General features: G+C 72.9%; 12 protein-coding genes. 1 reads left to right on the top strand and 11 read right to left on the bottom strand.

Features of this window, described 5'->3' with window-relative positions:
- Window positions 1–24: 24 nt before the first annotated feature.
- The 7 genes from ACZ7CH_RS13985 to ACZ7CH_RS13955 all read right to left on the bottom strand — a co-directional run bounded on the left by ACZ7CH_RS13985 (window position 25) and on the right by ACZ7CH_RS13955 (window position 15,051).
- The gene (locus tag ACZ7CH_RS13985; RefSeq protein ID WP_470374036.1) at window positions 25–4,860 is read right to left on the bottom strand and encodes a type I polyketide synthase; all 4,836 of its coding nucleotides are present in this window, start codon (window positions 4,858–4,860) and stop codon (window positions 25–27) included.
- Between the two features lie 83 nt (window positions 4,861–4,943).
- A complete protein-coding gene (locus tag ACZ7CH_RS13980) occupies window positions 4,944–5,990 on the bottom strand; it encodes a ketoacyl-ACP synthase III family protein (protein ID WP_360383737.1) in 1,047 nt (348 codons plus the stop codon).
- An 11-nt stretch (window positions 5,991–6,001) separates the two neighbouring features.
- Window positions 6,002–11,269: an amino acid adenylation domain-containing protein gene (locus ACZ7CH_RS13975; RefSeq protein ID WP_470374035.1), complete on the bottom strand. Its 5,268-nt coding sequence runs from the start codon at window positions 11,267–11,269 to the stop codon at window positions 6,002–6,004.
- A 9-nt stretch (window positions 11,270–11,278) separates the two neighbouring features.
- Window positions 11,279–12,274 (bottom strand): 2,3-diaminopropionate biosynthesis protein SbnB, encoded by a 996-nt coding sequence (gene sbnB, locus ACZ7CH_RS13970; protein ID WP_470374034.1) that lies wholly within the window; start codon window positions 12,272–12,274, stop codon window positions 11,279–11,281.
- Between the two features lie 13 nt (window positions 12,275–12,287).
- Complete coding sequence (locus ACZ7CH_RS13965) at window positions 12,288–13,604, bottom strand: cation:proton antiporter (RefSeq protein ID WP_360383731.1); 1,317 nt, start codon at window positions 13,602–13,604, stop codon at window positions 12,288–12,290.
- Window positions 13,605–13,619: 15 nt separating this feature from the next.
- On the bottom strand, window positions 13,620–14,114 hold the full coding sequence (locus ACZ7CH_RS13960; RefSeq protein WP_458432387.1) for a flavin reductase family protein: 495 nt from the start codon (window positions 14,112–14,114) through the stop codon (window positions 13,620–13,622).
- Window positions 14,115–14,118: 4 nt separating this feature from the next.
- On the bottom strand, window positions 14,119–15,051 hold the full coding sequence (locus ACZ7CH_RS13955) for a TauD/TfdA family dioxygenase (RefSeq protein WP_360383727.1): 933 nt from the start codon (window positions 15,049–15,051) through the stop codon (window positions 14,119–14,121).
- A 145-nt stretch (window positions 15,052–15,196) separates the two neighbouring features.
- Here ACZ7CH_RS13955 and sbnA point away from each other — a divergent pair, with 145 nt between their 5' ends.
- Window positions 15,197–16,144: a 2,3-diaminopropionate biosynthesis protein SbnA gene (sbnA, locus tag ACZ7CH_RS13950; protein ID WP_360383724.1), complete on the top strand. Its 948-nt coding sequence runs from the start codon at window positions 15,197–15,199 to the stop codon at window positions 16,142–16,144.
- A gap of 4 nt (window positions 16,145–16,148) precedes the next feature.
- Here sbnA and ACZ7CH_RS13945 read toward each other — a convergent pair whose 3' ends face one another.
- The 4 genes from ACZ7CH_RS13945 to ACZ7CH_RS13930 are packed head-to-tail and all read right to left on the bottom strand — an operon-like array spanning window position 16,149 to window position 20,720.
- On the bottom strand, window positions 16,149–16,895 hold the full coding sequence (locus ACZ7CH_RS13945) for a thioesterase II family protein (RefSeq protein WP_360383721.1): 747 nt from the start codon (window positions 16,893–16,895) through the stop codon (window positions 16,149–16,151).
- Window positions 16,892–18,151, bottom strand: coding sequence for a cation:proton antiporter domain-containing protein (locus ACZ7CH_RS13940; RefSeq protein ID WP_458432386.1), 1,260 nt, complete (start codon window positions 18,149–18,151; stop codon window positions 16,892–16,894). Before ACZ7CH_RS13940 ends, ACZ7CH_RS13945 begins: the two co-directional genes overlap by 4 nt.
- Before the next feature lie 11 nt (window positions 18,152–18,162).
- Window positions 18,163–19,251, bottom strand: a complete 1,089-nt coding sequence (locus ACZ7CH_RS13935; protein ID WP_470374033.1) for an acyl-CoA dehydrogenase family protein — start codon at window positions 19,249–19,251, stop codon at window positions 18,163–18,165.
- Window positions 19,248–20,720: an amino acid adenylation domain-containing protein gene (locus ACZ7CH_RS13930; RefSeq protein ID WP_470374032.1), complete on the bottom strand. Its 1,473-nt coding sequence runs from the start codon at window positions 20,718–20,720 to the stop codon at window positions 19,248–19,250. Before ACZ7CH_RS13930 ends, ACZ7CH_RS13935 begins: the two co-directional genes overlap by 4 nt.
- Between the last annotated feature and the right edge of the window lie 163 nt (window positions 20,721–20,883).

The raw sequence follows: 20,883 nt of genomic DNA, 5'->3' as shown, positions 1-20,883 counted from the left end.
GAGGCACGACAGCCGGCAACCTGCCTAGCTGGCTCCGAGGTGCTCTGCCAGGTGGTCGGCGATCGCGGTGACGCTGGGCTGGTGCCACAGCAGCGTGGACGGCAGCTTGTGGCCGAACCGCTTCTCCAGCCGCTTGCGCACGACGATCGTCATCACCGAGTCGAGCCCCTGCTCCACCAACGACCTGCGCACGTCGAGCGAGGCCGCCGGCAGCCGCATCTCGCCGGCGATCTGCGCCCCGATCACCTCGATGAGCCGGGCCTGGAGCTGGTCGGAGCCGAGCCCCTGGAAGTCGTCCGGTGCGGTGTCCTCCGCGGCGACGGCCTCGACGGTGGCGAGCTCGCTGAGCAGCGGAGGCCGGTCGGCGTCGGCCGCGGCGACCACCCGCAGGACCGGGTAGTGGCCGGGGCCCCGCGCCGCCGCGTAGTCCCACGCGCGGAACGCCTCGGCGGCGGAGATGTCGCCCACGCCGCGTGCGGCGAGCTGGCGGTCGACGGAGGCGTTGACCGCCATGCCCTGGCCGCGCCACGACGTCCAGCCCAGGCTGGTGACGTCGGGGCGGTGGGCGGCCAGCGCGTCGAGGAACGCGTTGGCCGCACCGTACGTCGCCTGGCCGGGGAGGCCGAGCAGCTGGCCGCACGACGAGAACAGGACGAAGAAGTCGAGGCTCCCCACCGGGAACGCCTGATGCAGGTTCCACGCACCGGTGACCTTCGGGGCCAGCACCGCCCGCATCGAGGCGAGGTCGACGTCGGCGGCCATGCGGTTGTCCAGCACACCCGCGGCGTGCACGATCCCGCTGATCGGCGGCAGGTCCAGCTCCCGCAACGACGTCACGGCCGCGGGATCGGTGATGTCCAGTGCGACGCAGTGGACGGTCACGCCGGCGCTCTCGAGCCCGCGGATCGCCTCGACCTGGCGCTGGTCGGGGTGCGCCGCCCAGTCCCGGCGCGCGGGGAACGGGGTGCGGCCCACGAGCACGAGCCGCCGCGCGCCGCGCTCGGCCAGCCACCGGGCGACCTCCAGACCCAGCACGCCCAGACCGCCGGTGACCAGGTACGTGCCGTCCGGGCGGCACGTCAGCGGGGTGTGGGAGGGTTCCCGGGTGGTCGGCAGCAGCGTGGCCGTCTCGACCCCGGACCGCAGCGAGATGACGTCCGCTGCCGGCGCCGAGCCGATCACCTCGTGCAGCCGCGCGGTGGAGCCGTCGGCGGGCAGGTCGACGACGCCGCCCCACAGCTCCTCGTACTCGCTCGCGAGCACCCGGCCCAGCCCCCACAGCACGGACTGCGCGAGTGCCTGCGGTGTCGCGCTTTCCCGCACCCCGGTCGTGACGCACCACAACCGCGGCGGGCTGTCCATCGTGGACAGCCGGTGGGCCTCCTCCAGCAGCTTCCAGGCGATGGCGGCCGGCTCCCCGTCGCTCGGGGCGAAGAACAGCTCGTCCGTGACGCCGGGCACCACCTCGCGGGAGGGGCCGAGCTCCAGGGGTCGCCAGCCGATCTCGTGCACCAGGTCCGCCGGGGCGGCCTGCTCGGTCATGCCGCCGTACCGCAGACCGGTCAGCTGCGCCCGCACGGTCCCACCGCTGTCGGCGACGAGGACGTCGACGGTGTCGGCCGACGTGACGGACACCTGGACGTCCACCGCGGCCGTCGGCGTGCCGGAGACCTGGACGGAACCGATCCCGGCGACCATCCGCAGCTCGGCGGGACCGGGGAACGCGGCGGGGGCGATGGACAGCGCGGCGTCGAGCACCGCCGGCCACGAGCCGTCGGCCAGCACGCGTGCGCGCAGGACGGTGTCGGTGCGCAGCAGCTCCTCGACGGTCCACTCGAACGCCATGTCCGGGACGCCCACCGAACGCAGGTGGGCGCGGACGTGGCCGGGCGGCAGCGGTGCGGAGCCCCTGGGCAGCTTCGGCAGCCGGGCCGGGAGGCCGGCGACCGGGCCGAGTGCGGCGGTGCAGTGGGTGAGCCAGCTGTCCGAGGCCTTCGCGGCGATCCGCAGGCCGTCGCCGTCGCGCACGACCTGGATCTCCCCGCCGCGCACCGGCAGCCGCAGGTCGACGTCGCGGACCGCTGTCACGCCCGCTGCCAGGAAGAAGGTGTTGACCAGCACCGCGGCCGGGACGATCTCGGTGCCGTGGATGGTGTGGCTGCCGGGGTACGGGCGGTTGGCGTCGTCGAGCGCGGTGCGCCACAGCGTCAGGTCCGGGCGGCCCGCCACCGGCACGGGGGCACCGAGCAGGGCGTGGTCGGCCGGGTCGTGCTGCTGCGGTGCGCCGCTGACCGAGGACTCGTGCCAGTGCGGCGTGTGCTGCCAGGCGCGCACGGGCAGGTCGGCGAGGTCGCCGGCGGGGTGCAGGCGGTCCCAGTCGACGTCGACACCGGCGCAGAACGCGGCACCGACCGCCGTGAGCACCGAGACCTGCTCGGGCTTGTTGCGCCGCAACGTGATCCCGACGAACGCCTCCTCGTCGCCGAGCGTCTCGGTCAGCGAGTGCGCGACGACCGGGTGGGCCGAGACCTCGACGAACCGCCGGTAGCCGTCCTCGATCGCGGCACGGGTCGCGTCCAGCAGGCGCACCGGGTTGCGCAGGTTCGCGGCCCAGTAGTCGCCGTGCAGCAGCCCGGTCGACCGCGGGTCGGGCAGAGCGGTGGAGTACATGGGGATCTGCGGTTCGCGCGGCTCCAGATCGCTCGCGGCCGCGGCGAGGCCGGCGGTGAGCGCGTCCATCTGCGGGCTGTGGAACGCCACGTCGGAGGCGACCCGCCGGACCTGGACGTCGTCCCACTCGGTGATGAGGGCGTCGATCGCGGCGGGCGAGCCGGAGACCACGGACGAGGACGGCGAGGCGGAGATGCCGGCGACGACGTCCGTGCGGCCACCGAGGCGCTCACCCGCCTCCTCGAACGACAGCGACGTCATCGCCATCGCACCCTGCCCGGCGACGCGGCGCAGCAGCGCGGAACGGCGGCAGCTCAGCCGGGCACCGTCCTGCGGGGTCAGCGCGCCGCAGGCGACCGCGGCCGCGATCTCGCCGACCGAGTGGCCGATCACCGCGTCCGGTGTGACGCCGTACGACCGCCACACCGCGGACAGGCCCACCTGCACCACGAAGATCATCGTCTGGATGCGGTCGATCGTGTCGAAGTCGCCGTCGCGCAGCACCTGGGTGGGGGAGAAGCCGATCTCCTCCAGGAAGACCGGTTCCAGCTCGGCGACGGCCGCGGCGAACTCCGGTGAGCTGTCGAGCAGTTCCCTGCCCATGCCCGGCCACTGCGCGCCGTGCCCGGAGAACACCCACACCAGCCCGGTGCCGGGGTTCGACGGGACCGGGTTCGGCAGTCGTTCACCGGCCGCGACCTCGCGCAGGCCCTCGGCCAGCTCCTCGGCGGTCTGGGCGACCACGGTGGCGCGGTGCGGGAGGTGCGACCGGCGGTGGGCGAGGGTGTGGCCGGCCGCGGTGAGGTCGCCGTGCCCGGCGAGCCGGTCGGCGAAGGCACGCAGGGCGTCCTGGGAGGCGGCGGACACGGGGAACAGCCGGGGCGCGTCGTCCGGTGCGGCCACCGCCGCACGCACGGGTGCCTCCTCCAGCACGACGTGCCCGATGGTGCCGCCGTACCCGAACCCGGAGACCCCGGCGCGGCGCACCCGGTCCCCGCGCCGCCACGGCGTGCGGGTGGTGTTGACCAGCAGTCCGGACGTGGCCCAGTCGATCGCCGGGTTGGGGGTGGCGCAGTTGAGGCTCGGCGGCAGCTCGCCGTGGTGCAGGGCGAGCGAGGCCTTGATGAGGCTCGCGATCCCGGCGCCCGCCTCCAGGTGCCCGATGTTGGGCTTGACCGACCCGATCCGCACCGGCTCGGTCCGCCCGGCCCCGTAGACGGCCGCCAGCGCGCCGGCCTCCAGCGGGTCGCCGAGCCGGGTGCCGGTGCCGTGCGCCTCGACGTAGTCCACGGAGGACGGTTCGACGCCCGCGCGGGAGCAGGCCTCCCGCAGCAGCGCCTCCTGCGCGGAACCGGACGGCGCCATGATGCCGTTGGTGCGCCCGTCCTGGTGCACGGCCGACCCGCGGATCACCGACAGGACCCGGTCGCCGTCGCGCAGCGCGTCGTCGAGCAGCTTGAGCACGAGGACGCCGCCGCCCTCGCCGCGCCCGTAACCGTTGGCGTCGGCGGAGAACGGCTTGCACCGGCCGTCGGGCGAGGTCGCCCCGGCGGCGTCGAGGGTGAGCGTCAGCCCCGGCCCGATGATCAGGTTCACACCGCCGACCAGCGCGATGCCGCACTCCCCGTCGGCCAGCGCCCTGCTCGCCAGGTGCGTCGCGACCAGCGACGCCGAGCACGCGGTGTCGACGGCGAGGCTCGGCCCGTGCAGGTCGAGCGCGTAGGAGATGCGGTTGGCCGCCGCGCACAGCGCGCTGCCGATGCCGGTCCACGCCTCGATCGAGGGCAGGTCCTCCAGCATCCGGCGGCCGTAGTCGTCGGACCCGATGCCGACGAACACGCCGGTGTCACCGCCCGCGAGCGACCGCGGCGGGATGCCGGCGTGCTCCAGCGCCTCCCACGCCACCTCCAGCAGCAGGCGCTGCTGCGGGTCCATCAGCTCGGCCTCGCGCGGGGTGAGCCCGAAGAAGCCGGAGTCGAACCCGGAGACGTCGTCCAGGAAGCCGCCGGGAACGGCGGCGCGGCGCAGCTCCGCGGGGAACGAGCCGTCGTAGGCGCGCCACCGGCCCTCCGGCAGGTCGCCGACACCGTCCCGGCCGGAGACCAGCATGTCCCAGAACGCGGCCGGGCCATCGGCGCCGCCCGCGAACCTGCAGCCGACGCCGATCACGGCCACCGGTGGTGTGCTCATGACTTTCCTCGCATTCTCGATCCCGACGGCGGAGGGCGTGACCGCGGGACCGAGCCGCCGGTCACGGCCCACCGGTGGTGTGCTCACGGTTGTTCCGGCGAGTCCAGCCAGGGGGCGGGGTGGTCGATGCCGACCACCGCGGCGGACAGCGTCACGCCGGGACCGACCCCGAGCATCAGCAGGTGGTCGCCCGGTCCGAGCTCGCCCGCGGACAGCAGGTGGTCGAGCGACACGACCTGGTCGCTCGCGCCGAGGTGGCCGACCGTGCGGCCGAACTCCCAGGTGGAGCGGGACATGCCGAGTCCGAGCGCGGCCATGCACCGCTGCTCGACGATCTCCCGCGAGTAGTTCATGTACGCCACGCGCGTGACGTCGCCGAGACCGATGCCGGCCTCGTCGAGCACGCGCTCCACGACGGACAGCGTCTGCTGGTGGATGCGGATCAGCGCGCCGGTGCCCTCCCCGGAGGAGACCATCCGGCTCTTGTACGCGGCGTTGCGCGCCACGAAGTCGAGCGGTGCGCCGACCGTCGGTCCCGGCGGGAACAGCGGCTCGTCGCCCCGGTGCATCTGCTCCGCCTCGGGCACGGCCACGGAGGCGACCGCGAGGAGCCGGGCGAAACCCGGTTCCCGCGACAGGATCACGGCCGACGCCGCGTCACCGGCGACGTAGCCGGGGCCCATCCGCCACCGGTCCATCATCGGGGTGCCGAAGTTGTCCGACGCCACCAGCAAGGCGTTCCCGCGGCCGGCCAGCACGTGCGCCGCACCCAGCTCCAGCGCGCCGAACATCCCGTTGCACCCCATGCGCACCTCGACCGCGAGCACGTCACCGCCGAGCAGGTGCCGTTGCAGGTGGTACTGCGGCTGCCAGCCGTCCGGGCCCTGGTGCCACGAGTCGGCGTACAGCAGCACACCGACGTCGTGCGGGTCGTGGCCGGTGCGCTTGAACGCGTCCTGCGCCGCGAGCAGGGCCATCTCCGGCGCGGGCACCTCACCCGCCACGGCGGCGCCGGCGAGCTGGTGCAGGTCCACCTCCTCCGCGGGGTAGAGCCCCTGCGCGACGGCCGACTCGATGCCGACCACCGGCGGCAGGTGGACGCCGATTCCCTTGATGTACACGTCGCGCACGGGGTGTCCCCTCAGTCGGCGAAGGTGCCGAGCACGTGGACCAGGCGGTCGAGCAACCGCCGTGCCTCGGCCGGGCGGAACAGGTCGGGCCGGTAGCCGAGCCGCAGGTGCAGCCGTTCACCGGGCACCGCGGCGAGCCGCAGCGGGTAGTGGGTCTCGTCCTCGACCTCGAACCCGGTCAGCCGCAGCGGGTTCGGCAGCGCGTCCGCCCACTCGGCGCGGTCGAAGGAGTAGTTGACGAACATGATCGCCGTGTCGAACAGGTCGCGGCCGATGTCGGCCAGCCCCAGGTGGTGGTGCGGGATCAGGGCCGCCTGCTCGGCCTGCAGCCGGGTCAGCAGGTCGGGGCCCAGCCGCACGCGCACGGGGACCGTGTTGGTCAGCAGCCCGACCATCCGCTCGATGCCCGGCAGGTGCGGCGGCCGGCCCGACACCGAGCAGCCGAACGCCACGTCGTCGCGCCCGGTCACCTGGCCCAGCACGGTCGCCCACGCCGCCTGCACCACCGTGTTCAGCGTGACACCGGGGATGCGGGCGAGCGCGGCCGTCGTCGTGGCGTCGAGGTCGGTCCTGACCTGTTCCTGCCGTTCGCGGGCAGGCGGTGCGCCGGGTGCCACGAGCGTCGGCGCGGAGAAGTCCTCCAGCGCCGCGGCCCAGACCCGGCGCGACTCGTCGAGGTCTTGACCGGCGAGCCACCGCAGGTAGTCGGAGTAGGGAGGGCCGGGACGGGGTTCGGTGTCCTGCGCGTACCGCTCGAACAGCTCGCGCACGATCAGCCCGGTCGACCAGCCGTCCCACAGCACGTGGTGGGCGGTCAGCAGCAGCCGGTGGTGGTGCTCGCCGAAGCGCAGCACGTGGAACCGGACCAGCGGCGGGCGGGTGAGGTCGAACCCCTCGGCGCGCTCCCGGGCCGCGATCCGGTCGGCGTCGCCGGCCGTGCACGCGGTCTCGCGCCACGGCAGCGTGACGTCCGAGCACACGATCTGGACGTCGTCGCGGAAGGCCGCCCGCAGGTTCGGGTGCCGCCGCAGCAACGCCGTGGCCGCCGCCCGCATCCGTGCGGCGTCGAACGGGCCCTCCAGGTCGAACCGCAGCTGCGAGACGTAGGAGTCCGCGTGCTGCCCGGACACCGCGTGCAGGAACACGAACCCCGCCTGCAGCGGTGACACCGGCAGCACGTCGGTCACGTCCGGGTGCGCGGCGGTGATCGCGTCGAGCTCGGCCCGGGTGAGGCCGGTGAGCGGCACGTCCGCCGGCGTCAGCGCAGCCCGGCCCCGCAACGCGGCCAGGTCGCCGAGCGCGGCACGCCACTGGTCGGCGAACTCGTGCACGTCCGCCTCCGAGAAGGCGGACTCGCGCCACGCCAGCTGTGCGCGCAGCACGCCACCGACGGAGAACGTGGTGCACGCCAATGCGTATCCCGGATCGGGGGTGCAGGTGAACGACTCGGCCGGCAGCTCGCCGAGGTCGCGGAACGCGATCCGCGGGTGCGCGTCGGCACCGCCGCCCCGCCGCTGTTCCTTGACCTGCCGCAACGCCTTCTCCGCCGGCGCCCACGCGCAGTGCACGGGCACCTGGGCGGCGATCCGCCCGACCGGCCCGGTGGAGCGCGGCGCCTCGGCGAGGCACGGTTCGGTCACCGCCTGGGTGAGCCCGGCCAGCACGACGTCGGCCCGGTCCACCCGGTACCGCTCGGCCAGCGAGTCCCAGTCGGCGTCGGGCAGCGTGATCTCCACCGTCCGCACGGGACCCGCGTCCACCGGCCCGCCCGGCGTGCCCGACACGTGGTCGCGCAACGGGACGGCGGCGGGCAGCGCGGCCCCGGACCACAGGGCGTCCAGGTCGGACAGCAAGGTCCGCCACGACTCGCCGTCGGCGAGCAGGTGGTGCAGCACCAGCAGCAACCGACCGGGGTGCGCGGGACCGGAGTCGAACCACACCGCCTGGACGACCCGTCCGTCGGCGGGGGAGAGGCGTTCGGCGGCCGCCGCCCGTTCGGCGTCCACGACCTCCGGCTCGGGGTCACCGACGAGCAGCACGCGGTTCAGGCAGTCGGCAGCGGCGTCGGCGACCTCCCACGTCCCGTCCGCCAGCACGCGCATCCGCAGCGCCTCGTGGTGCGCGACGAGGGTGTCGACGACCGAGGTCACCGCCTTCAGCCGGGTGCCGAGCGGCACCGGCACGACCACCGACTGGTGCAGGCCGTCCAACCGGGTGCCCAGCCGCGCGAGCTCGGGGGTCGGAGGGAACGGGCCGGTGCCCGCCGCGGTCAGGACGTCCCTGGCCACCCGCGCGAGCCGGGCCGGCGTCGGGTGCTGGAACACCTCCCGCGCGGTGAACTCCAGTCCCGCCGCGGCCGCGTTCGCCACCAGCGGGAACACCATGATGCTGTCGCCGCCGTGGTCGAAGAACGAGTCCTGCGGACCCACGCGGGCCACCCCGAGCGCCTGCGCGAACAGCCCGCACAGCAGGGCCTCCCGCCCGTCCTCGGGGGTGGCGTCGTCGGTCGAGGAGAAGTCCGGCGCGACCAGGAGCCTGCGGTCCACCTTGCCGTTCGGGGTGACCGGCAGCTCGTCCAGCAGCACCACGGCGGCCGGCACCATGAAGTCGGGCACCAGGCGCGCGGCGTGCTCGCGCAGCTCCTCCGCGGTGACCGCACCGTCCGGCACCACGTACGCGACGAGCCGTTTGCGCCCCTCGTCCAGCCGCACCACGGCGACCGCGGACCGGACCGCGCGATGACGGAGCAGCACGGCCTCCAGCTCGCCGAGCTCGACCCGGAACCCGCGGATCTTGACCTGGTCGTCGACGCGGACGCGGTACTCCAGGTTGCCGTCCGGCCGCCACCGCACCAGGTCGCCGGTGCGGTACATCCGCGCACCCGGTGGCCCGAACGGGCACGGCACGAACCGCTCGGCCGTCAACGCGGCCCGGCGCAGGTACCCGCGCGCCAGCCCGTCCCCGGCGAGGTACAGCTCGCCCTCGACACCGGGCAGCGCGGGTTCCAGCCGCGAGTCCAGCACGTACACCCGCGTGTTCGCGACGGGCTTGCCGATCGGCGCCCCGTCCCCCGGGGTGAGCGGGCAGGTCGTGCTGGCCACCGCGGCCTCGGTGACGCCGTAGACGTTCACCATCCGCCGGCCCGACGCCCACCGCCGCACCACGTCCTGGTCGGGCGGCTCCCCGCCGGTGATCAGCAACCGCAGGTCGGGCAGCCCGTCGGACGGCAGCTGCGCGAGCATGACCGGCGGGATGGTGGCGTGCGTGACCCGCTCCGACCGCAGCAGCCCGGCGAGGTCCTGCCCGTCCGGTGCGAGCACCAGGCAGCCACCCGACACGAGCGTCGGCCAGATGTCGCCCACGGCCACGTCGAAGCTGGGCGAGACGAACTGGAGCACCCGGCTGCGTTCGGTCACGCCGAAGCGTTCGGCGTGGTCCAGCACGAAGTTGCGCATCGCGTCGTGCGGTACGACGACACCCTTCGGGGCACCGGTCGACCCGGACGTGTAGACGACGTAGGCCGCGTGTTCGCCGCGAGGGGCGGGCGGGGTCGCCGTGGAGGGACCGCTGAACCCGGGATCGTCGAACGCGGCGTCGTCGATGACCACCGCCGGCTGGAGGTCGCCGAGCAGGTACGCGACGCGTTCGGCCGGGTACTCGGGGTCGACCGGCACGTACGCGGCACCGGCCCGCAGCACCCCGAGCATCGCCACGACCAGCTCGGGTGAGCGGCGCAGCGCGACCGCCACGAGGTCCTCGGCGCCGATCCCGCGTGCGACCAGCCCGGCGGCGAGCGCCGACGCGCGTGCGCTGAGCTCGCCGTAGGTGAGGGTGCGGTCGCCGAACCGCACGGCCGGTGCGCCGGGGGTGCGAGCGGCTTGGCGGGCCACGAGCTCGGGCACGGTCTCGCCCGGCAGGTCGCGCGCGGTGGCGTTGCGGTCGACGAGCAGGTCGCGTCGTTCCACGTCGGACAGCAGCGACACGGCACCGATCGGCCGCGCCGGGTCCGCGGTCACCGCACGGAGGAACGCGGACAGCCGGTCGCGGTGGGCCAGGAACCCGGACAGGCTGTGGTGCTGGGGGTTCGCCTCGAACACGAGCGACATCTGGCCGCCCACCTGACCGCGCACGCCCAGCGAGAGGTCCACGATCGGGCCCGACGCCAGGTTGTGCGTCGTGGCCGTCGCGGCACCGAACCGCAGCGTGCGGTCGTACGGCATGAAGTTGACCATCGGTCCGATGAACGCCTGCTCGCTGCCGTCGAGCCCGAGGTCGCGGCGCAGGTCCTCCGCGCGGTAGCGCTCGTGCCGCAGCGCCGCGCGCACGACCTCGGCCATGCGGGGCACCAGGTCCGTGAGGCTCTCGGCCGCGGAGACGTCCATCCGCAGCGCGACGGAGTTCGTCGCCATGCCGGGCGCACGCCGCGACACCGTGCTGCGCCGCCCCGCGACCGGCATGCCGATGACCACGTCCCTGCGGTCGGTGACGCGGTGCACGTAGGCCGCGACCGCGGCGAGCACGACCACCTGCCACGTCGACCCCGTCGCCGCGGCGGCCTGCTGCAACGCCGAGACGTGCGCGGGTGCCAGCTCCGCGACCCGGCTGAGCCGCAGCGGCAGCGACGCGGGATCGGCGCCGGGCGGCACGTCGCCGAGCACCCGCATCTGCGCGGGCTGGTCGCCGAACCGCTTCATCCAGTACTCGCGGTCCTGCTCGAACTGCGCGGAGGCCCGGTAGGCCAGGTCCTCGGTGAGGATGTGCTCGAACGACGTGCAGGGCGTCCCGCCGTCCACATCGGACACCAGTGACGTGTAGAGCTCCGCGAGCCGGGTGCCGATCAGCTGCACCCCGTACCCGTCGACGACCGCGTGGTGCATGCGGTAGTAGAAGAGGAAGCGCGAGTCGGACACCTTGAACAGCGCGAACGCCGAGATCGGCGGCACGGCCAGGTCGACCGCACCGGTCGTGTCCGCGCGCATCCACCGCAGCGCGTCGCCCTCGGGATCGGCGTGGCCGGTGTGGTCGAAGAACGGCAGCGGCGCGTCGCCGCCGGGTGCGACGAACTGCCAGAGCTCGCCGTCGGCCCGGTCGAGCGCGGTGATCCGCAGCGCGTCGGCCTCGGCGCGCAGCCGGTTCCACGCCACGGTGAACACGCCGACGTCCAGCTGACCGTCCACGGCCAGGTACTCGGCGCAGTTGAACAGCTGCCCGGTCGGGTCCAGCTGGTGCGCGAACCACACACCCCGTTGTGCCGCCGACAGCGGCAGTCGCTCGGTCATGCCTCCCCCTCAGCCGTGGCGCTTCAGCTCGTCGAAGAACCCGTCCACGACGAGCCCGCCCGCGTGCTCGTGGACGTGCACCGCCACCGCGAGGTCCAGCACGCCCAGCCCGAACGGCGAGAAGACCACCGGCCGGTTCGCCGGCACGTCGATCTCGCCCGCCAGCAGCGCGCGCATGTCGCCCGCCATGAAGGAGCGGTCCCCGGTGCGCTGCTCGGTCAGGTGCGGTGAGGTGTTCGCCTTCATGCAGTGCTCGACGTCGTCGGCGACGTTGCAGGACGCGAGGACCACCTCGGGCGACAGGTCCCGCAGCGACAGGTGCAGCACCAGCGGGTTGTGCGCGAACCACGCCGGGTCGTGCACGTGCGGTTCGCCGGCCACCGTCGCGAACACGACGAGGTCCGACGAGCGGATGAGGTCCTCGGACCGGTCGTGCACCACGACCGGTCCGGACCGGCGCAGGTAGGCGGCGAACCCGTCGGCGTGCTCGGGGGACAGGTCGTGCACACCGGCCTCGTCGAACGCGAACCCGTTGGCCAGCAGGTAGGTGTGCACGTACCGCGCGATCAGCCCCGCGCCGACGAAACCCACGCGGGTGGGCCGGACACCGCGCGCGGCGCTGAGCCGCACGGCCGCGAGGGCGGCGGACGCGGCGGTGCGGGCGGCGCTGATGACCGACGCCTCCACGCAGGCGAACGGGTACCCGGTCTCGGCGTCGTTGAGGATCAGCACTGCGGAGGCGCGCGGAAGTCCGCCCGCGACGTTCTCCGGGAAGCTGGAGATCCACTTGATGCCGTGCACCGCGCCCAGCGACGCGGGCAGCGCGATGATCCGCGCTGACGGCCGGTCGGGGAAGCGCAGGAAGTACGAGTCCGGGTTCACCGTCCGGCCGTCGCCGTGCAGCCGGTACGCGGCCTCGACCACGTCGGTGACCTGTTTCTCGGCACCGGTCAGGACCTTGCGGACCTGCGCGCCGGAGATGACGGTGAAGGGGGGAGGCAGCACGGGGTGTCCTTCCTCAGGCGGGGTCGGCGGCGGGTTGCTGCCGCGACGGGGGCTCGTACTCGCTCAACCGCAGCCGCTCGCTCGCGGTCACCTCGATGCGGGCGGCCGCGGCACGCAGGATCGGCGGGCTCATCAGCGACGTGACGATCGCGATCAGCACGACGATCGTGTACATCTCGGTGCTGAGCACGCCCAGCCGCAGCCCGACCATCGCGACCACGACCTCGACGACACCGCGCGCGTTCATGCCGGCGCCGATCCCCAGCGCCTCCCAGCGGTTGAGGCCGCTCAGCCACGCGCCGAGGAACGCGCCGGCGAACTTGCCGAGGACCGCGATCAGCAGCAGGACCACGGCGGCGACGAGCACGGACGGCTGGACGAGGGCGGTGAGGTCCATGCGCAGCCCGGCCATCGCGAAGAAGACCGGCGCGAGGAACGTCATGACGACCGTGCGCAACGGGAGCAGCTTCTCCAGCACGTCGCCGCCCGCGTTGCGGATCAGCATGCCGCCGACGAGCGCGCCGAGCACCGCTTCGAGGCCGAGGAGGTGGCTGGCGGCGCTCATCGTCAGCAGGACCACGACCGCGGCACCGATCGTGGCGCCGTCGCTCACCCGCCGCATCACCGCGCGCACGACCGGCCTGCCGACGACGACCGAGACCACGACGAACAGCACGAGGAACCCGACGGACCGCGCGACCGTGCCCGCGTGCAGGCCGGTCGTGGCCATCGCGGTGACCAGCGACAGGCCGAGCCAGCCGACCATGTCGTCGACCGTGCCGGAGATGAGGATCAGCTGGCCCACGTTGCGGTGCAACAGCTTCAGGTCGATCAGGGTCTTGGCGATCACCGGGATCGCGCTGACGCACATGGCGATGCCGAGGAACAACGCGAACACCGCGCGCTGGTCACCGGAGCCTGCCAGCAGCGCCGACGGCACCAGGAATCCCGCGCCGACGCCGAGGCCCAGCGGGATCACCAGACCGGGGATGCTGATCTTCGCCGCGGTGCTGCCGCGCTTGCGGATGAGCTTGAGGTCGAGCGACACCCCGGTCACGCCGACCAGCAGCAGCACCCCGATCTGCCCGAACGCGTCGAGCACGTGGAACTGCTCCGCCTGGTGCGGGAACAGCCACTCCGCCCAGCCGGGCGCCACCGCGCCGAGCAGCGACGGGCCGAGCAGGATGCCCGTGAGCAGCTCGCCGACGATCGCGGGCATCCCGAACCGCATCGCGAGCCTGCCCGTCAGCAGCGCCAGCAGGAGCAGCACCGCGACCTGGACCAGGAACAGGAACAGGGAGTGGCCGCCGAAGGGCGGTACCGGGGTCATGTCAGGTGGCTCCAGTCAGCTGAACTTGCCGTCGAGGAAGATGAGCGGCGCGCGTTCCTCGCTGACCACGCGGCTCTCGACCACCGAGCCGATGATCAGGTCGTGGTCGCCGACCGGGTGCGTGTGCGCGAACTCGCAGACGAAGTAGGCGACGCAGCCCGGCACGACCGGCGCGGGCACGCTGCCCAGCGTGCGCAGCACGAGGTGGTCGGGAGCACCGGCGCGGCCGCGGCTCGCGTAGTGCCGCGCGTACTCCTCCTGGCCGGCGTCGAGGACGCTGATGCCGAAGTAGCGGGCGCGTTCGGCGAGCAGGCGCATCCGGCCACCCGTCGTGACCGACACGCCCACGAGGGCCGGCTGCAGCGACAGCGTGACGAACGAGTTGGCGGTCAGCGCGTGGTCACGACCCTCGTCGCTCACCGCCACCACCGTCACGCCGGTGGCGAACCGGCGGGCGGCGCGGCGCAGCGACTCGGCCTGGTGCTCGTGGTGGAGCTGGGCGCTCGACACGGGGTCAGTCCGACATCGCGACGAGGATGCGGCGCGGCCCGGTGAACGACCGCCTGCCGTGGCCGACCGCCACGTTGTCGATCAGCAGCACGTCGCCCGCGCGCCAGCTCACGTCGACCGCCTCGGACAGGCCGCGGTCGCGGATCTGCCGCACGTGCTCCGCCGGGATGGGGGAGCCGTCGGCGAACGTCACCGACTGCGGCAGGTCCTCTTCGGACATGATCTGGTACAGCGCCGCGGCGGTCTCGTCGCCGAGCCCGGCCGCGTGCCACTGGTCGGCCTGGTTGAACCAGACCTCGTCACCGGTCACCGGGTGCTCCACGGTCGAGGGCCGCACCTGGCTGACCCGCAGCCCGCCGTCGGCACGCCACGAGAACTCGCTGCCGGAGGTGCCGAGGAACTCCTCGACCACGTCCCGGTCGCCGGTCTCGAACGTGTCCTGCCAGCTCTTGCCGAAGCCCTTGCCGCCGTGCAGGTTCTGCGTGTACCGCACGCCTTTCGCGAACGCCTCGCGCACCTCGTCGTCGAGGGAACCCAGCCAGCGCACCCCGTCCACCACGGGGGTCGCGCCACCCGTTTCCGGTGCCACGTCGCAGAAGAACATCAGCCGTTCCGGCCATTGATGGGCGTACGACATCTCGTTGTGCATGGAGATGTCGAATTCCGGCGGGTATTCCGTGGACGTGTACACGTTCTGACCGACCTTCGTGCGCGGCGAGTTGCCGTGGACGTAGGCGAGCCGGTTGGGCAGCAGCAGGTCCATCACCTCGTCGAGCTCCGCGGTGGTGACCTGGAAACCGCGGAAGACCAGGGCCTTGTTCGCCGCCAGCAGCCCGGCCAGGTCGGCCCGTCCGCGCAGATGGTCGACCAGCCCGTGTGGACCTGGCTCGGCTCCGATGCCTGCCGGGTCGAGCTCGAGTGGAGCCCAGTGTCCCATCTGCCTCTCCCTCCGGTTCGTCGTGAAAACGACCCTGCGGAGAGCGCCTATATTTCATCGGTATCGCACCTATGGCCGTCCGTATAGCGGAAATATGGCGTCCCTGGAAAGGATTTGCGCGTCGGCTACGAGATGGGATTTCGGTGTGGCAGCTGTCATCACGAGTCCGCTGGAGTTCAACGTCGCGGACTTGTACGTGGACCTGCGGCCGGTCGTCGGACGGCGGCTGCTGCTCAAGTGCGAGGGCTTCAACTTCGCGGGCTCGATCAAGCTGAAGGCCGCGGTGGAGATGGTCGGCGCGATGGAACGCGACGGCCGCATCACCCCCGGCTCGACCCTGGTCGAGTCCTCCTCCGGCAACATGGGCGTCGCCCTCAGCCTCGTGGCGGCCAGCAAGGGGTACCGGTTCATCTGCGTCACCGACGTCCGCTGCACCGGTGCGGCCCGCCGCGCGATGGAGACGCTGGGCAGCGAGGTGCACGTGGTGTCCGAGCCGGATCCGTCCGGTGCGTTCCTCGGCACCCGGATCGCGCACGTGCAGGCGCTGTGCCGCGACAACCCCGGCTTCGTCTGGCTCAACCAGTACGCCAACCCCGGCAACTGGACGGGCCACTACCGCTCCACGGCGCCCGAGATCGCCAAGGAGTTCCCCGACCTGGACGTGCTGTTCATCGGCGCGGGCACCACCGGCACCCTGATGGGCTGTGCGCGGTACTTCCGCGAGACCCAGCCGGCCGTGCGCATCGTCGCCGTCGACAGCGTCGGCTCGGTCACCTTCGGCACGCCCGCGGCCACCCGGCTGATCCCGGGCCTGGGCACGAGCGTCCGCCCGCAGATCCTGGACGAGTCGCTCGTCGACGACGTCGTGCACGTCGAGGAGAGCGACACCGTCCGGACGTGCCACGAGCTGGTGCGGCACGGCTACCTGTTCGGCGGGTCGACCGGCACCGTCGTCAGCGGCGCGCTGCGGTGGCTGGAGTCCAGGGACGAGGACCTGACGTGCGTGGCGATCGCACCGGACCTGGGCAGCAACTACCTGGAGTCGCTCTACGACGACAGGTGGCTCGCGGACTCCGGTCTGCTGCCCGGCTGAGTCCTCACGCGCGCGACGACACGAGTCCGCGCACCTCGTCCCCGACCAGGCCGGTGATGCGGGGCCACTGGTCCTCCAAGAAGAAGTGGCCACCCGGCAGCACGTGCAGCTCCGTCGTCCCGGTGGTGTGCCGCTGCCAGGCGCGGGCCTCGTCCAGCGTCACCAGCGGGTCGTCGTCGCCGACCAGCACGGTGACGGGCGCGGTGAGGTCCGGGCCCTCGGCGTACCGGTAGGTCTCCGCGGCCCGGTAGTCCGCGCGCACCGCGGGGAGCACCATGCGGAGGATCTTCTCGTGCTGCAGCAGCGCGGAGCTCGTGCCGTTCAGCGCGCGCATCTCGGCGATCAGGCCGTCGTCGTCGCGCTGGTGCACGCGTTCGTCGCGCCAGCACGACGGCGCACGCCGGCCGGACGCGAAGAGGTGCGCCGCGGTCGTCCTGCGGGCGACCTCGAACGCGAGCGTCGCGCCCATGCTGTGTCCGAAGTAGATGGTCGGGCGGTCCAGGTGCGGTGCGAGGACCTCGGCGACCCGGTCCGCCAGCACGGCGATGTCGTCGATGCACGGCTCGTGCCTGCGGTCCTGCCGGCCCGGGTACTGCACGGCCAGCACGTCGGCCACCGGGGACAGCTGCTCGGCGAACGGCACGTAGTAGCTCGCCGAACCACCGGCGTGCGGGAAGCAGACGACCCGGACCTCGCTGTCCGGGCTGGGCGAGAAGCCGCGCAGCCAGGCGTCCTGACCGGGCCGGCTCATCGACCGGCTCCTGCGCCGCGGCCGGCCAGCGGATCGGCGGTCACGAGGGGGTCCGCCAGGCGGCGCTGCAGCACGGTGATGACCGGTGCCGCCATGAACGTGGTGGCCAGCGCCATCAGGACCATGATCGTGAACAGGGAGGAGGAGACCACGCCCAGCTGCACGCCGACGGTCAGGATCACCACCTCCGTCAGCCCGCGCGTGTTCATGAGCACGCCGATCAGCAGCGACTCCGTCCACCGGTCACCGGTCAGGCGCGCGGCGATCGCCGCGCCGCCGAGCTTGCCGGCCGTGGCGACCACGACGACCAGCAGCGCGGTCAGCCAGAGGGCGGCGGTGGTGAGCTGGTCGATCCGGGTGGACAGCCCCACCAGGCCGAAGAACATCGGCAGCAGCAGCACGGAGATCATGCTCTCGAGCTTCGCCTCGACGCCGCGCTGCCACTCGGGGTCGCGCGGCATCACGGCACCGGCCAGGAAACCGCCGAAGATCGCGTGGATGCCGATCTGGTCGGTCGTCCAGGCGCTCAGGATCGCCACCGCGACCATCACCCACATCGACGGGTGGCCCAGGCGCCGCAACAGGGGCCGGACCACGGCGAACATCACGACGAGGTAGCCGGTCGACAGGGCGAGCGTCAGCAGCACGTCCCCGAGGCCCGTCGACTTGGCCACGGCGACCACGACGGCCAGCATGATCCACGCGTAGACGTCGTTGATCGCCGCGCACACCAGGCTGATCACGCCCACGCGGGTGGGCATCAGGCCGGACTCCCGCAACAGCCGGGAGAGCACGGGGAACGCGGTGATCGCCATGGCCGCGGCGAAGAACAGGCAGAACGCCAGCCGGTCGGTCTGCGCACCGAACCGGGGGTACAGCCACAGCGCCAGCGGCACCGCGAGCGCGATCGGCACCAGCAGCGACGCGTGGCTGATGACCGTGACCTTGCGCCCCTGCCCGCGCAGCGACCTCAGGTCGATCTCCAGGCCGATCAGGAACATGAACATCACCAGGCCGGTCTGGGCCAGCACGTTCAGCCCCGCGATCACCTGCTGCGGGAAGAGGTGGGCCATCATCTCCGGCCACACCAGTCCCAGCACGCTGGGTCCCAGCAGGATGCCGGCGACGATCTCCCCGAGCACCCGCGGCTGGCCGATCTTGCTCACCGCCCAGCCGACGACCCGCACCGCGACCGTGAGCACGGCCATGGCGAGCAGCAGGCGGCCGCTCACCGTCGCGGCGTCCAAGTTCCCCATGTCTCCACTCCTCATCGCCCCGACTCGAAGATCAAGTCACGCATGAGCTCGCTCGCGCCGGCCGCGATGGTTCCCGCCATCGCGTCGCGGTACAGGCGGGCCGGCGCGGAGTCGTCGAGATACCCCCGCGCCCCGTGGAACTGCACGCACGCCTGTGCGGCCGCGACCGCCAGCTCGGTCGCCGTGAGCTTGAGAACGGCCGCGGCCTTGGTGTCCAGCCGCCCGGCGCAGTGCTCCTCCGCCAGCCGGTGGGCGAAGGCCCGCACGAGCTCGAACTGGGCGTCCAGGTCGGCCAGGCGGTGCCGCACCGCCTGGTTGGCGCTCAGCGCCTCACCGCGCACCCGGTGCGACCGCACGAACGACCGCAGCAGGTCGAGGCAGTGCCGGACGCCGCCGACCGCCAGCAGACCGGCGACCAGCCGTTCGAAGTCCAGCGCCGGCATCAGCTGCAGCAGCGCCCGGTCCGGCCGGCCGATCACCCCGTCCGTGACCACCCCGTCGAACGACACCCGGCACGTGCCGGCCGCGCGCCAGCCGAGCGTCCGCTGCGGGTGCCGGGTGATGCCAGGGGAGCGGCCGTCCACCACGAACAGACTCGCCCCGGACAGCACGCGGGTGGTGCCGCCCTCGCGGGTCTTGGCCAGCACGACGAAGTAGTCCGCGGTGGAACCGTTGGCCACGTAGAACTTCTCCCCGGTCAGCCGGTGACCGGCACCGTCCGGTTTGGCCACTGTGGACAGCGAGGACAGGTCCGTTCCCGCGTTCTGCTCGGTGATGGCCAGCGCGGCGATCCGGTCCGATCTGAGCCAGGCCGCCCGCTGGGCGTCGGTGCCGAACATCCGCAGGTAGGCGGGTGCCATGTAGGCGTGGACGCCGATGGCCGCGCGGACGCCGGCGTACCCGGTGGCGCCGAGCTCCTCCAGGAACACGGCGCTGCGCAGGAAGCCTGGGCCCTCGTGCGGCAGGGAGAGCAGACCGGTCTCCGCCAGCGCACGCCACCCGTCGGCCGGGATGTGCCCCTGCTCCTCCCAGCTGTCGGCGTGCGGCAGCACGACCGCGTCCAAGACGGACCGGATCTCTTGGCGGATGTCGTCGCTCATGACCCGGACCGCAGTGACGACAGGAGGGCCTCGCGGTCCACCTTCCCGTGCGCCGACAGGGGGAGCGACGCGCGGACCTCGATCACCGCGGGCACCATGTACGGCGGCAGGCGGTGCGCCAGGTGCTCCCGCAACGCCTCCGCCGGCGCGTCCGAGACGGCGAAAGCCATGAGCACCCGTTCGCCGGTGCCGGTGACGTGCATGGTGACGAAGGCCTGGCGCACGTCCGGGTGCCCGGTCAGCACGTGCTGGACCTCGCCCAGCTCGATGCGATGACCGTTGACCTTGACCTGGTCGTCGTCACGGCCCTGGAACACGAGCACGCCGTCCGCCTCGAAGTACGCGAGGTCACCGGTGCGGTACAGGCGTTCGGTGACGCCGTCGACCTCGCAGTCCACGAACCGCCGCGCGGTCTCCTCCGGCATCCCGAGGTAACCGGGGGACAGGCCGGGACCCGACAGGCAAACCTCACCCGTCTCACCCGGCTCGCACAGCCTGTCGTCGCGGACGAGGTGCACGCGGGTGTTCTGGATCGGCCGCCCGATCGGCAGCGGCCGGTCCTCCGGCTGCGGCCCGGTGAGCGGGTAGTAGGTGGCGAACGTGGTGCATTCGGTAGGGCCGTAGACGCTGACGATCCGGCCCGCGCCGTAGTGCGCCAGCGCCTTTTCGACGTGCGGCAACGAGTGCGCCTCACCGCCGGTGAGAACGGTGTCGACGGTGCCGAGGGCGTCGACGTCCTCGTCGACCATCGTGTTGAACAGCGCCGTGGTCAGGAAGACCGTGCTGACCACGTGCCGGCGGACCACCCGGCGCAGCTCGGACAGCCGGACGAAACCACCGGGGTAGACCACGCACGTGCCGCCGTTGAGCAGCGCTCCCCAGATCTCGAACGTGGCCGCGTCGAAGGTGACCGGCGCGAGGAACAGGGTGACGACCCTGTCGTCGAGCCGGGTGTAGCGGGCGTCGTGGACCAGCCGGACGACCGACCGGTGCTGGATCGGCACGCCCTTGGGCCGCCCGGTCGACCCCGAGGTGAAGTTGACGTACGCGATGTCCGTGGGCAGCACGGCGACCGCGGGGTCCGCGGCACCGTCACCGTCCGAAGAGGACACATCGGTCACCTGGCACCGCGGCAGCCGCGCCGCCAGGGCCTCCCGCTGGTCGGTGACCACCCGGTCGCAGCCGGCGATGTCGAACATCACGTGCAGGCGCTCGTCCGGCCAGGACGGGTCGAACGGCAGGTACACCGCCCCGCACTTGACGATCGCGAGCAGCGCGACGACGAGCTCGCACGACCGCCGCACGCACACGCCCACCACGTCACCGCGCCGGCACCCCTGTCGGACGAGGTGCCCCGCCAGCCGGTTGGCCGCCGCGTTCAGCTCCGCGTAGGTCATCCGCCGGTCGCCGTGCACGAGCGCGGTCGCCTCGCCGTTCCGCCGGGCACGGTGTTCGAACAGCTCCTTCATACTGCTGTCCGACGGAAAGGGAACCGACGTGTCCACATTGGCCAGAGCGTGCACATCGCGCGCTCTGGGTCCGGCGGTGAGCCGTTTCATGCGCTTCCCCTCGACATCTGCTCCCTGCTTCCGGGTGGACGGCGTGGAGGGGTGACCCCCGGCAGGCACACCG

Source organism: Lentzea sp. NPDC037011, assembly GCF_055607425.1.
This window is presented reverse-complemented; position numbering and strand designations above follow the sequence as displayed.